We start from the raw sequence: 12,904 nt of genomic DNA on the forward strand, positions 1-12,904 counted from the left end.
CTTTGCCCGACCCTGGAAAAAGATTCTCCGGCCCCGCCGAGGCACCTTCGACGATCGTCTCCAGTTGCTGCCCGGAACGTCCGGGGCTGGCGCTTTTGTCGAAAAGCCGTGCCCGGACTCTTCGCTGACCCAGGGCCGCCCTTCGACGCCTCCGGGCCGGTATTTTCAGATGCGCTTCGTGGGGTATTTCGACGACAGCGGCAGCGAGTGCGGCCCCGCTCGTCATAGAGATGCAAAAAAGAAAGGCCCCGGCGGTACAAGCCGGGGCCAGTAATGTTGCGATGTAAAAATGACTAATGGGTTATTGCGGTGGCCTCGACTAAAACTGTAGAGCGAGTGTTTACCACACGTGGAGTTTGCCAGGATCAAGTTTTTATCTGGCCTGCAAGTGCTCTACTGCGAGGAAAACTGTCCGACTTCTGATTCACCCAATGGCATCGCCTCCGTTGAGGTTGCAAACAACCTTCACTAGGGACACAGCTAACATATAGGTCCGGGCAGTAACTGTGTCTAGTGCTTTTTTTGAGCCGACTGCAAAAAAAATGCTGTAAGTTCAAGCAACTGCGGAAAAGCTCAATATATTCGCGATGAAAATTGTGTTGGTGATCAGCCGACGGCCTAACCCACCGGAAATGAAGGCCTTCACCCGAAACGATCCCTCCCGGAAGCAGGCAACGCCCCGCGAGCAAGGCCCCGGAGCCAGGGGAACAGCCCAGCCGGGGCTCCCCGCAATAATCCAGGGCTGCCCGGGGCGCAGGGCAGGTGCACAGCATTGGCCAAGGCCAGGAAACCGGTCGACGCCATAGGAATGCGAAACGACACGGTCGTCGCCTACATTTTGGATGGGCACGGCTATTTTGACGACCGCCGTGACGCCTTGGCCTTCGAGATGGTGGGCGCGGGCTGGGTGGATGTGGACAGGGACTGTCGCTGTGGCCCCGAAACCACCGTGCTCTACGAACGCAGCGGGCAAACGGTGGAAATAGTCGCTTTGGACAGAGCATTGCGCATCGTGCGCTTCAGCGGGAAACCGCTTGGCGAGCCCATCGCCAGGTACGGCCCCATCGTCATGAACACCCAGGCCGAACACGGGCAAGAAGACGCCGTCGGTGAAGCGTGCGCCCATACAGGCAGGATCATCTTCGGAAAGTTCTTGTACATGGCGGGAATGGGCTTATCGCAGCCGGCATGAGCCGCTTTGCCTAGCAGTATTGGGCAATGGCCTACTAGTACAGATAGCTCATAACATTTATGCGGCAATCTTCTACCCGTATTGTCTCAACAATTTCGAAATTTTTATCATCAATGTGGTCTTTATCAAGAAGATCTACGTCTTCAGCCGAGCAGTATTTGTTATTTTTATCCATGACAATACGCACTTTAGGCCGCAATAGGTTCAAATTATTTTGTTCAAAAACGATCGCACGCTTTCCATTTGCCAATTCAACAATTGAACCAACAGGATAAACACCGAGGAATTTTATAAATTTGTCAACAAGAACAGGATTTAGAGATGTTTTTTTGAGGTTGAACAAAATTCCCAGGGCTCTATGGAGATCAATTCGCGGCTTGTAGATCCTGTCACTCGTCAGCGCGTCAAAGACATCAACGATACTGATAAGCATGGCTTGGTTGGATATTTCAGAAAACTTTAGATCGTCAGGATATCCGCCTCCGGAATATTTTTCATGGTGCTGCAACGTCGCCTTACAGACATCGGTCTGGTGGCGATGGTCAGCCTGCAGAAGACTATACCCGATCGCGGGGTGTTTTTTCATTTCTTCAAATTCCGACACCGTAAGCTTGCCCGGTTTATTCAAGATATCCTGATCAATCATCATCTTGCCAATATCATGAAACAAACCGGCCAGGCCTATGATCTTGATATTTTCCGCGCCCAGGCCAAGGCATGTTGCAAACGCAATTGAGAAAATTGATACATTCAGGTTGTGCGTATACGTATAGGCGTCATGCGTTTTCAGCTTGGATATAAACGTCAGGCTGTCAATATTGTTGCATATATTCCCAAATACTTCATTGATGCAGGCCTCAGAGCGCTCAATATTGATCTTTTGCCTTTCCTTTAAATCATCTAGAAAACTTCTCACATAAACTATGGAATTGCTGTAAACTATTTTTGCTTCATCAATATCTTTTTTGATGGCCTTCAAGCTTCTCACGCCGTGAATCCGACACTCTTCCTTGGCAGAAACAATATCATATGTGCGTTCTATTAATCTTTTCTTTTCGGGGAATTCAACGAAATATTTCCCCTTGTTAGAATCTATAAAAACATCGAGATACCCATCCGACAAAATCCTATCAATCTGTGCCGCATCGACAACCTCTCCCTCTTCAGAAAAAACATGGGGATGCTCTGATTGCGACAACCCCGTCGAAATAACATACATTCCAGGCTTCAAACTTGTTGTGTATATTTTTCTTATCATACATCACCAAGCAGCCAAACTATGCTCTCTCTTTGCAGAGCGCCGTTTGATATTCGCCAAGCACCGCAACGGGAAACGGAAACCCTGTAACAACCTCTTGGCCTTGAATACGTAACGTGGAGCAAGGCACATCAAGGAGCGCCCCGACAGGAAACGCGCCCTTGACTGACAGCACTGCCGCTATCGGGAACGCATCGCCCCCTTGGCGAGCAGTTCCACACTACCACACCAGACGAACAACCAACAAGCATATTTACTATTGCCCGCAGGCTTGCTTGGCATTCATTTGGTCCATAATAACCGACGATTTATTGTATTCCAAGAATATTTCGACAGAGGCGCCCGGGGCATGACTTCATTTCTAGCCGCAAGATTGGTCGCAATGCCTCAAAAAAGAACGTTCTTGGGCCGAAATATTTCACCGACCCAAGCAAAACGGCACACATCCAAAGACATGGGCCTCACTCTACAATACGGGGAGAAGTCCAAGTGAGCCGACAACCACGAAACGCTTGAGATGAAACAATTGTCTTTCTATTCTGCAGACTCTTGCCGGAGTGACGACAGTTCCAAGACATCCCGGCCGGCACTGGCTTGCCCCGGCCGCCCCGCCCGGCTCACGTCCCCTGGGCGAACATCCGCTCCACGTCCTCCCGGCACACCGGCCGCGAAAACAGGAACCCCTGGCCGGCTTCGCAGGCAAAACCGTGCAACACGTCGGACTGGGTCTCAAGCTCCACGCCCTCGGCCACGACATCAAGGCCCAGGCTGTGGGCCAGGGCCACCACCGCGCCGACGATCTTGCGATTCTCGTTGCACTCGATGTCGCTGACAAAGGCCCGGTCCACCTTGAGGGTATCGATGGGGAAGCGTTGCAGGTAGGACAGCGACGAATAGCCTGTGCCGAAATCATCGACCGACAGACGCACGCCCAGGGCTTTGAGGCGTTTGAGGCGCAGAATCGACACTTCCGGGTTGTCCATGATGACCGTTTCGGTGATCTCAAGCTTAAGCGCCCGGGGGTCCATGCCGGTGGTCCGCAAAATCCGCTCCACGTCATCGACCAGCGAGGCCTGGGCCAGCTGCTTGGCCGAGAGATTCACACTCATGGACATGCCGAGCGTCTCGGGAAACCGGGCGTGCCACGAGGCCATGGTCGTGCAGGCCTCGGTCAGCACCCACAACCCAAGGGGCACGATCAGTCCGGTATCCTCGGCCACGGGGATGAAATCCCCAGGCGGGGACACGCCCTGGCCCGGCCGCCGCCAGCGCACCAGCGCCTCGAAACCGGTCATGCGCCGATCGCTCAAGGCCAGGATGGGCTGGTAGTCCAGGAAGAATTCCCCGCGCTTAAGCGCCAGACGCAGATCGTTTTCCAGGTCCATGAGCCGGATGGCGTCTTCGAGCATGCGGGTGTTGAAGACCTTGAAGCGGTTGCGCCCTTCGCCCTTGGCCCGGTGCAGGGCAATATTGGCGTTTCGGAGCAGCTCCTCGGGCTTGTCGTAGATGGCCGGGCTGACCACGATGCCCATGGAGGCCGTGACGTGCACGTCGTGGCCCGACAGCGGGAACACCTCGTTCATGGCGTCGCGGATGCGCTTCACAATGCGCACCACCTCCCGATACGAGCCGGTCTCCTCCAGCAAGACAACGAACTCGTCGCCGCCCAGGCGGGACACGGTGTCCAGGCTTCGCACGCAGTCCCGCAGCCGCCGGGACACGAACTCCAGCAGCCGGTCGCCCATATGGTGGCCCAGGCTGTCGTTTATGATCTTGAAGCGGTCGAGATCGAGAAAAATGACGGCGTACTGGTAGTTGTCGCGCCGCTTGGACCGCTCCAGGGCCTGGCGGATGCGGTCCAGGCACAGGCTGCGGTTGGGCAGGCCGGTCAGGGGATCGTGGAAGGCCATGTGGGCCAGCTGGCTTTCCAGCTGCTTGCGGTCGGTGATGTCGGTCACAATGCCGCCGGCCAGACGCCGGGATTCATCCAGGCCCATGGGAAACAGCGAAACAAGCAGCGTCTTGTCCGCGCCGTTAATGGCGACTGTCGTTTCCTTTTTCACCGGCTCGTTCCAGGCAATGACCCGGGAGGCGTCCCGGCACAGCGAGGCGGCCAGATCTCCGGGCAAGACCGCGTCCAGGGCCGCGCCGCCTTCCGGGATGCCGGCCAGCCCGAGCATGCGGGCGCAGGCCGCATTGACCTCGCGCAGCCGGTCCTCGGCGTCGATGACCAGAAAGCCTTCAGCCGACAAGGCCAGATCGGTCTCGGGATGTTCCAGGCGCGAACCAGGGCTCTGGCAGGGCCGCACTTCGAGCAGCACGCGCGGACCGCAGGCCGCCCCAGGCAGGGGGGTGGCCGTCACTGCGGCCGGAAATTCCCCGCCTTCCGGGCGCAGACAGCGGATACGGACCCGGCCGGCTTCGCTGTTGAGGGCTGCGTCAAGCAGCGGCAACAACGTCCCCCAATCCCGCGCGGGAAACACCTCCTGGACAGGTCTGCCCCGCAACGTCTCAGGACAGTGCCCAAAGAGCCGGGCAGCGGCGGGGTTGATGTCCAGGACTCGATATTGGTCGTCAAGCAGGCACAGGGCGGTTGGCGCGACAGCGAAGATGGCCCGGCTTTCGGCTTCGCTCTGGCGCAGGGCTTCTTCGGCCCGCGTGCGGGCCAGCGTGCTCTCAATGGCCAGGATCAGGGCCTGACTGTCGATGGGCAGGGGCAGGCAGCAGCAGGGCAGGGCCTTTTTGGCCCGGGCCAGAATGGCGGGATCGCTTGAAGGGGTCAGCAGGATGACCGGGATGCCGTGGCCGTCGCGCAGCAGTGTCGCCGCATCCACCCCGTCGCAGGCTCCGGTCAGCAGCATGTCCATGACGGCCACGTCCGGTCGCAACGACTCGGCCGTTTCCAACGCCTCGCGGCAGGTGAAGGCCGGCCCGAGGGGTTGGTAGCCGTTCTCGCCCAGAAGCCGGGCCATGGCCGAAGCCGAGGCGTGGTTCCGTTCGACAATCAGGATGCGGGGCTGCGTCATGGGTCCCCCCCTGTCTCTGGCGCTGCCTCGCCTCCGGGACGCAAGGCAGCATCCATTATTTCAGGTGGATGCAGCCTACGCAAGGATGTTGCAGGGCGCAACAATTACCTTGATCACAAAAACATCCAGGAGGATTGCGCAAGATCAGTTGGTGGGAACCCAGAGCTTGATGGCCGAGCCTTTTTCGCCCTGGCGCTGGATCATGTGAAACTCATAGCGGGCGGTGTTGCCGTCCAGACGGAAGCTGGCCGTGCCAATATTGCCCCGAACGAAACTCTGGAATTTAAAGGCCTCGCAGGATTCATCGAGGGCCTTGCCGGTCGCGTCAAAGGGAACCATGCATATCTTGAGATCCGGCTGGGCGGCGTCGGCCACGAACATGGTGTCCATGCTGCTTGGCGGTTTCTGGATCAGTTCCGCCGTCAGCATCACTTCCTTGTACGGCACTTTCTGCAAGGTCACCTTGCCGCCGATTTCCTGATAGCGTTCCTCGAACCGCTCCCGTTCCTTGATGTCCGTGACCTTGACGAAGTCGTTGCGCAGCGCCTTGTACTGGCCAAGGCCCACGGACTGGCCGGCAGCGGCGGGCCAGGCGGAAAGGAGCAGGAGCAGGACGAAAAGGCGGATGACGGCAAAGCGCATGGTGCTGTCCTTGTCCAACGCCTCAGCCCGCACGCCGGGGGGCGATGGGGAAGATGGCGAGCTTGAGAAAGTCGGTTTCGGTGATGATGCCGACCAACTCCCCGTCTGAAACAACAGGCAGGCAACCGTACTTGTTAAAAATCATGGATTCCGCCGCTGTGCGCAGGGCCGTGTCCGGGGTCACCGTGGCCACATCGGTGCGCATGATCTCACGCAGCGGCGTGCCGGGGTCTTTTTTATGTTCCAATGACAGGAGATCCCGTTGGGTGACCAGTCCCGACAGCCGGCCCTCGTCGTCCACCACCGGAACATGGCGGATGAAAAGCTCCTGCATGGCGGCCAAGGCGTCGGCCAGACAATCTGTTTCCTTGAGACATCGCAACTGGCTGGTCATGAGGTCGGCTACGAACATGCCGTTTTCTCCAGGCGGCGCGGATGGCAAACGGTGCGCCGTATGGTCAAATCCTTGCCGAAGAGCCGCAGCAAGTCAAGTCGGCAGCCAGGAGCGCGGCGGCCGGAAGCCGGAAGACGCCGTCCGGCAATCCCAGGCCTTGCGGCCGGAGGCCCCCTTCCGTAGGGTGGGGTACGGAGGGACGTATGCGGCTGCGGTGGAAATTCTTTCTGGTCCTGCTCGCCTTCAGTCTGGCGCCCATGGTAGTGCTGACGGGCTTTAACCGCAACCATGTGGAAAAGCTCGGCCGGGCCATTGCCAATGAGGGCCGCGCGGTCATGGAAGACGTGGTCAAAAACGAGCTGCGCCAGACCGCCGAAGATTTCTCCCTGATCATCCGCCGCTCCAAAAGCGCCCTGGACTTCAGTCTGGCCATGGCCGCCGCCGAGGCCGAACGGATTCTCTACGCCCCGCCCCTGGCCCAGGCCCCGGCCGCGGCCGACGCCTCCCGACCCGGCCTCTACCTGCCGACCGGCGCGAGGCCCAATGTCGACCGCATCGGGCGGCTGGCCGCCCTGGCCCCCACCATCACCCTCCTTCGCGAGGAACTCGGCGACATCGTGCTCTTTGCCGCCGTCGCCCTGGAAGACGGAACCTACGTCACCTTCCCGGGCCGCTCCAGTCTGCCGGCCGACTACGATCCCCGGCAACGCCCCTGGTATCAGGCGGCCAAGGCGGCCTTTAACCCCAGGAAACCCGGTTCTCCGGGCGTCATCTGGAACGATCCGGCCGTGGACGCGGCCACTGGCAAACTGACCCTGACCCTGTCGCGGCCGCTCATTGCCCCGGGAGGAACGTTTGCCGGCGTGGCCAGCCTGGACGTGCCGCTGGACCGGATGCTCCAGGAGCAGGAAATCGCCTCCCAATGGTCCGAGGCCATGCGCGCCTTTCTGGTGGCCCCGGTCCACGACCCCAAAACCGGCAAGGCGTCCCTGTACGTCTGGGCCAGGCAGTCGGGAGACGACCACGGCCGGGACTGGAAAAGCGCGGTCAATTTCGAGAGCCTGACCTCCAGCGACACGACCGCCTTCGCCGCGCTGCTGGCCTCCCTGGAACACAGCCGCTCCGGCGTGGCCGACCTGCCCTACGGCGACGAGCCGTCGTTTTGGGCCTTTGCCCGGCTGCTCCAGGACGCCTCCCTGGTCATCATCGTGCCCAAGTCCATGCTGACTCCCCTGGCGGACCAGACCGGCCGGGAGATCCTGGCCGCCACCAACCAGATCGTGCGCCTTTCCGGCGGAGCCATGGCCGTCGTCCTTCTCGCCGTGGCCCTGGCCGCCTTTTTCAGCACCCGCACCTTCATCCGGCCGCTCATGACCATGATTGACGCCTGGAAGCGCCTGGGCAGCGGCGATTTCACCGTCCGCCTGGACGAGCGCCTGGGCGACGAGCGCCAGTCGCTCATAGACGCCTTTAACGAGACCGTGCCGGTCCTGGCCGACCATGTGCGCCTGCAACGCTCCATGGAACTGGCCCAGGAGGTGCAGCAAAACCTCTTGCCGGCCGCGCCGCCGGAGATTCCGGGCCTGGACGTGGCCGGGGTGTCCTTGTCGTGCGACGAAACAGGCGGGGACTACTTCGATTATCGGGCGGTTTTCCGGGACGGCTCGATCAGTCTGGACACGGCGGTCGGCGACGTCACCGGGCACGGCGTGCCTTCGGCGTTGCTCATGGCCACGGCCCGGGCGCTGCTGCTGGCCACCGAGGACAGCGAGACCCCGTCCGGCCGGGTGCGCCGGGCCAACCGGCTGCTGTGCCGCGACGTGGCCGATTCAGGCCGGTTCATGACCTTGCTGGCCCTGGAAATCCGACCCGACGCCGGTGAGGCCTGCTACGTCCGGGCCGGCCACGATCCGGCCCTGCTCTACGACCCGGGCCGCGACGCCTTCCAGGAATGGCCGGGCGCCGGCCTGCCCCTTGGCATCGAACCGGAGTACGCCTACGCCGAGTACGTCATGCCCTTTGCCACTCCGGGCCTGGTGCTGGTCCTTGGCACCGACGGCATCTGGGAAGCCCGCAATGCGGCCGGAGAGATGTATGGCAAGGTGCGCTTTCGCGAGGCCATCCGCCGGGCGGCCGGGCTGTCCGCTGCCGGGGTTGTGGCGGCAGTGCTGGCCGATCTGGCCGCCTTTCGCGGCGATCGCCGTTCGGAAGACGACGTGACCCTGGTCGTGGTCATCAAGACGTAAGCCTCGAAGCGCTGCGGCCCCCGCCTTTTCAAATCCCAGGCCTGGAATCGGTTTCCAACAGCGTCACCACGATATCGCGGCGTTTGCCGATCTTTTCAGCCGCAGCCATATTGGGCACAGCCACGTCGATGCTGTGGCGATAGCGTTGGTGCATGGTGTCTTCGATGGTAAAAACGCCCAGGCCCTCGATGTGGACTTTGTCGCCGAAACTCCAGCCCGAACGCAGCAGATCCCGCGACACGGCCACGATCCCCGGCCGGATGCGCGTCCCGATGGCGGTGCCGGATTTGGTGCCCGGACCGCCGTTTTCCCGGGGGCTTGGCGTATAGGCCGTCACCGTGGCCGCGATGCGGTTTTTGGAAGAAATGTTTCTCAGGGAAACCTTTTTGTGCTTCGATGCCTCGGCCGTTGCGGTCAAGAAGAAAACAGCAAGAATGATTGTAATGACTCTCATGGAATGAACACCTCCATGCAGTGTTTCAGACTCCGACCAGTGTAAAAACAACAGTGGTCAAAACGTCTTGGAAGTATGATCCTGAGTGCGGCGGTCATGGATCGGAGGGTGGTTGGCGATATGAAGAACACTCTCGGAGATGAAGCGAGCCGCGAAGATGATGCGGAGTAGTTCTTGTGCCGTTGTGAGGGGCGCTTCCTAGTAAAGCTCCCGAGGGATGTCAACCCGAAACCGGCTGTTTCCGCTTGCCTGAAATATTTTTTAATACTTCGTTTAATTTGTATAAAATCACATAGATACAAGACAAAAAACCAAAAAAAGCCCCCTGCGACGCCCAGTTTTTTCTCCCGGGCGGCAGCCCGGTTTTCCGAGTAAAGTCGTGTGATTTGAGGACTTGTCGCGTCCGGCCCCGAACCCTTGCGTCCAGGGCCGCTCCCGGCTACGGTAGAAGGCCGCGCCGGCGTGTCGTTTCGGCCGTGCGCCAAAGGAACCGATCATGACGATAACCCGCGCCACACCTGTCCTTATGGTCGACGACGTGGGCCGCGCCGTGGCCTTTTACTGCGACATCCTGGGCTTTGCCTTTGTCGTCGGCGTCCTCGAGTCCAGCCGCGAGACCGTGGCCGTCTGGCCCGCCCCCGGCCCTCTGGCCTTCGCCCTGGTGGAATGCGGCCAGGCCCGGTTCATGTTCGAGACCCGCGCCGCCCTGGCCGGGGAACTGCCCCGGTTTGCCGAAACCAAGATCGGCGGTTCGCTCATCCTCTACCTCGATTGCGACGACCTCGACGCCCTCTACGCCCGCTTAAGCGAGCGCACGCCCTTTCTCAAAGCGCCCCACAAGACCTTTTACGGCACCCGCGAATGCAGCTTCCAGGACCCCAACGGCTATGTCCTGACCTTCGCCGAAGCCGTCGCCCAAACCACAACCCCTCCGGAGACGCCCGCATGACCCTGTCTGCCGATCTTTTCGCCAAAGCCCAGACCCTCATCCCCGGCGGCGTCAACAGCCCTGTGCGCGCCTGCCGCAGCGTCGGCTGCGACCCGCTGTTCATTGCCTCGGCCGCCGGCTCCAAAATGACCACCGTGGAAGGCCGGGAGATGATCGATTACGTCATGTCCTGGGGGCCGATGCTGCTTGGCCACTGCGACCCGGACGTCACCGCCGCCATCTTCGCCGCCGTGCCCAAGGGTGTGAGCTACGGCGCGCCCTGCGCCGCCGAAGTGGCCCTGGCCGAGGCCGTGGTCGCCGCCGTGCCCGGCATCGACATGGTGCGCATGGTCAACTCCGGCACCGAAGCCACCATGAGCGCCGTGCGTCTGGCCCGCGGCTATACCGGCAAGTCCATGATCGTGAAGTTCGAGGGCTGCTACCACGGCCACTCCGACGGCTTCCTGGCCGCCGCCGGCTCCGGTCTGGCCACCTTTTGCATCCCCGGCACCCCGGGCGTGCCGGCCGACACCGTGCGCCACACCCTGCTCGCTCCCTATAATGATCTGGACGCGGTCAAGGCCCTCTTTGCCGCCCGCCCGGACATCGCCGCCGTCATCGTCGAACCCGTGGCCGGCAACATGGGCCTTGTCCCCCCCGCACCCGGCTTCCTCGAGGGCCTTCGCGAACTGACCAGCGCCCACGGCGCGATCCTTATTTTCGACGAGGTCATCACCGGCTTCCGGCTGGCCTACGGCGGCGCCCAGAGCGTCTACGGCATCGACCCGGACCTCACCTGCCTGGGCAAGATCATCGGCGGCGGCCTGCCCGTCGGGGCCTACGGCGGCAAGCGCCATATCATGGAGCGCATCGCTCCCTGCGGCGACGTCTATCAGGCCGGCACGCTGTCGGGAAATCCGCTGGCCATGGCCGCCGGTCTGGCCACGCTTCAAAAGCTCAAAACCGCCGACTACGCCGGTCTGGCCGAACGCACCAAGGCCCTGGCCGAAGAAACGGCCGCCATCCTGCGCTCCAAGGGCGCGCCGGTGACGCTGACCCACATTGCCTCGCTCTTTACGCTCTTTTTCTGCGACGGCCCGGTCACCAACTTTGACGAGGCCAAAAAGGGCGACGCCGCCCGCTACGCCAGTTTCTATAACCAGATGCGCGAGGCCGGCGTCATCCTGGCCCCCTCGGCCTACGAATGCGCCTTCACCTCGTTTGCCCACTCCGAAGACGACTACGCCCGCACCCTCGACGCCGTGCGCGGGGTGAAGTTTTAGAAAGCGGCAAGAGAAACGGGGCGCTGCCCCAGGCCCCGCCGGGGGGGATCATCCCCCCCGGACCCCCTGAATAGGAAAAGGGGTTGGCGCGAACGGGGAAGAGGCAGGGTGCGGTGGTTCCGAAAAAGACTCCAGGGCATACGCCGCCGGCCAAGGCCGGCTTTACGCCGCCGCCCGCCCGGTTTGCCGCCTTCCAGCCCGACGCCCTGGAAATCCTGGCCGTGCCCACGCCGGTGCGTTACCGCGCCACCCTCTATCTGCTCCTGGCCTTTGTCCTTGCCGCCCTGCTCTTTGCCTGTCTGGCCCAGGTCGACCGCATCGTCATTGCCCCGGGCCGGCTCGTCTCGACCCAAAAAAACCTGACCGTCGCTCCCATGGAAACCGCCGTCGTGCGCGAGGTCTTCGTCTCGGCCGGCCAGACCGTGGCCAAGGGCGACGCCCTCATTGCCCTGGACCCCACCTTTGCCGAGGCCGGGCTGTCCGAGCGCGGCAAGGACCGGGCCGCCCTGGCCGCCAAGGTCTGGCGGCTGCACTGCGAGCTGACCAGCCAGTGCCAGCCGCCCCCGGAGCTGTCCCCGGCCGATCTGGCCCTGGAACGCGACGTCTACGAGGCCCGCCGCCGCGAGTTTGCCGCCAAGATCGAGACGCTGACCCAGAAGTTGCGGGAACTGTCCGCCAAGCTGGCCACCAACGCCGCCGAGGCCGCCAAGCACAAGAAGCAGATCGCCCTGGCCCGGGACCTGGAACGCATGTACGGCGACATCTACAACCAGGGAGCCAGTTCCAAGGTCGAATACATGAAGGCCCAAAGCAGCCGCATCGAGGCCGAGGGGATGCTGACGAAGCTGCAAAACGAAGCCCTGGAGCTGCGCGAGACCCTGGCCCGGTCCGAAGCGGAAAAACGCGATTTCACCGAGAACTGGAAGGCCGAAACGGCCAAGGACCTGTCCGCCGCCGCCCGGGAGTTGTCCGGGGCCGAGGAACGCGAACGCAAGGCCGAACGGCTGCGCGAACTGGTCGTTTTGCGCGCCCCCGAGGCCGGCACGGTCCTGGACGTGGCCGCCCGCTCGGCCGGGTCGGTGGCCCAGCAGGGCGAGACGCTTTTGACCATCGTGCCAAGCGGCGAGGACATCCTGGTCGAGGCCGAGGTGGCCGCCCAGGACATCGGCTTGGTGCGGCCCGGGGACACGGTGCGCGTCAAGTTCGAAGCCTTCCCCTACCAGCGCCACGGCGTGGCCGAGGCCAGACTGGCCACGATCAGCCCCGACGCCTTCGAGAAAAACACGTCCGAGGGCCAGCGCCTTTTCTACCGGGTGCGCGCCGCCCTGGGCGACGTGCATCTGACCGCCGTGCCGCCCGATTTCCGCCTGTTTCCCGGCATGACGCTTTCCGCCGAAATCAAGGTCGGCCAACGTCGGGTCATCACCTACCTGCTCTATCCGCTGCTCAAAACTTTTGACGAAAGCCTGCGCGAACCCTAG

General features: G+C 61.7%; 10 protein-coding genes. 5 read left to right on the forward strand and 5 right to left on the reverse strand.

Features of this window, described 5'->3' with window-relative positions:
• Positions 1-772 precede the first annotated feature (772 nt).
• Positions 773-1,192, forward strand: coding sequence for a pirin-like C-terminal cupin domain-containing protein (locus NY78_RS07005; protein WP_231583818.1), 420 nt, complete (start codon positions 773-775; stop codon positions 1,190-1,192).
• 34 nt (positions 1,193-1,226) lie between these two features.
• On the opposite strand, the gene NY78_RS07010 is transcribed toward NY78_RS07005, so the two are convergent.
• The 4 genes from NY78_RS07010 to NY78_RS07025 all read right to left on the reverse strand — a co-directional run bounded on the left by NY78_RS07010 (position 1,227) and on the right by NY78_RS07025 (position 6,530).
• Positions 1,227-2,450, reverse strand: a complete 1,224-nt coding sequence (locus tag NY78_RS07010; RefSeq protein ID WP_047960071.1) for an HD-GYP domain-containing protein — start codon at positions 2,448-2,450, stop codon at positions 1,227-1,229.
• Positions 2,451-3,067: 617 nt separating this feature from the next.
• Entirely contained in the window at positions 3,068-5,476 is a 2,409-nt protein-coding gene (locus tag NY78_RS07015) for a GGDEF/EAL domain-containing response regulator (RefSeq protein WP_043633597.1), read from the reverse strand.
• A gap of 144 nt (positions 5,477-5,620) precedes the next feature.
• Positions 5,621-6,118 (reverse strand): hypothetical protein, encoded by a 498-nt coding sequence (locus NY78_RS07020; protein WP_043633599.1) that lies wholly within the window; start codon positions 6,116-6,118, stop codon positions 5,621-5,623.
• Positions 6,119-6,140: 22 nt separating this feature from the next.
• Positions 6,141-6,530, reverse strand: a complete 390-nt coding sequence (locus NY78_RS07025) for a CBS domain-containing protein (protein WP_043633601.1) — start codon at positions 6,528-6,530, stop codon at positions 6,141-6,143.
• Positions 6,531-6,715: 185 nt separating this feature from the next.
• Here NY78_RS07025 and NY78_RS07030 point away from each other — a divergent pair, with 185 nt between their 5' ends.
• Positions 6,716-8,758 (forward strand): SpoIIE family protein phosphatase, encoded by a 2,043-nt coding sequence (locus NY78_RS07030; RefSeq protein ID WP_043633604.1) that lies wholly within the window; start codon positions 6,716-6,718, stop codon positions 8,756-8,758.
• Positions 8,759-8,786: 28 nt separating this feature from the next.
• Here NY78_RS07030 and NY78_RS07035 read toward each other — a convergent pair whose 3' ends face one another.
• Positions 8,787-9,212 carry a 3D domain-containing protein gene (locus NY78_RS07035; protein ID WP_043633607.1) on the reverse strand — a complete coding sequence of 142 codons (426 nt, stop codon included), beginning with the start codon at positions 9,210-9,212 and terminating at the stop codon, positions 8,787-8,789.
• Positions 9,213-9,708: 496 nt separating this feature from the next.
• Here NY78_RS07035 and NY78_RS07040 point away from each other — a divergent pair, with 496 nt between their 5' ends.
• From NY78_RS07040 to NY78_RS07050, 3 genes are all read left to right on the forward strand, one after another.
• Positions 9,709-10,161: a VOC family protein gene (locus NY78_RS07040; protein ID WP_043633611.1), complete on the forward strand. Its 453-nt coding sequence runs from the start codon at positions 9,709-9,711 to the stop codon at positions 10,159-10,161.
• Positions 10,158-11,423 (forward strand): glutamate-1-semialdehyde 2,1-aminomutase, encoded by a 1,266-nt coding sequence (gene hemL / locus NY78_RS07045; protein WP_043633614.1) that lies wholly within the window; start codon positions 10,158-10,160, stop codon positions 11,421-11,423. Before NY78_RS07040 ends, hemL begins: the two co-directional genes overlap by 4 nt.
• Before the next feature lie 113 nt (positions 11,424-11,536).
• Positions 11,537-12,904: an HlyD family type I secretion periplasmic adaptor subunit gene (locus NY78_RS07050; protein WP_043633617.1), complete on the forward strand. Its 1,368-nt coding sequence runs from the start codon at positions 11,537-11,539 to the stop codon at positions 12,902-12,904.

The organism is Desulfovibrio sp. TomC, from assembly GCF_000801335.2.
GTDB lineage: Bacteria > Desulfobacterota > Desulfovibrionia > Desulfovibrionales > Desulfovibrionaceae > Solidesulfovibrio.

Bases quoted from the DNA above. Each gene is read 5' to 3' on its own strand.
- NY78_RS07010 (WP_047960071.1), bottom strand. From the start codon at position 2,450: ATGATAAGAAAAATATACACAACAAGTTTGAAGCCTGGAATGTATGTT.
- NY78_RS07015 (WP_043633597.1), bottom strand. From the start codon at position 5,476: ATGACGCAGCCCCGCATCCTGATTGTCGAACGGAACCACGCCTCGGCT.
- NY78_RS07020 (WP_043633599.1), bottom strand. From the start codon at position 6,118: ATGCGCTTTGCCGTCATCCGCCTTTTCGTCCTGCTCCTGCTCCTTTCC.
- NY78_RS07025 (WP_043633601.1), bottom strand. From the start codon at position 6,530: ATGTTCGTAGCCGACCTCATGACCAGCCAGTTGCGATGTCTCAAGGAA.
- NY78_RS07030 (WP_043633604.1), top strand. From the start codon at position 6,716: ATGCGGCTGCGGTGGAAATTCTTTCTGGTCCTGCTCGCCTTCAGTCTG.
- NY78_RS07035 (WP_043633607.1), bottom strand. From the start codon at position 9,212: ATGAGAGTCATTACAATCATTCTTGCTGTTTTCTTCTTGACCGCAACG.
- NY78_RS07040 (WP_043633611.1), top strand. From the start codon at position 9,709: ATGACGATAACCCGCGCCACACCTGTCCTTATGGTCGACGACGTGGGC.
- hemL (WP_043633614.1), top strand. From the start codon at position 10,158: ATGACCCTGTCTGCCGATCTTTTCGCCAAAGCCCAGACCCTCATCCCC.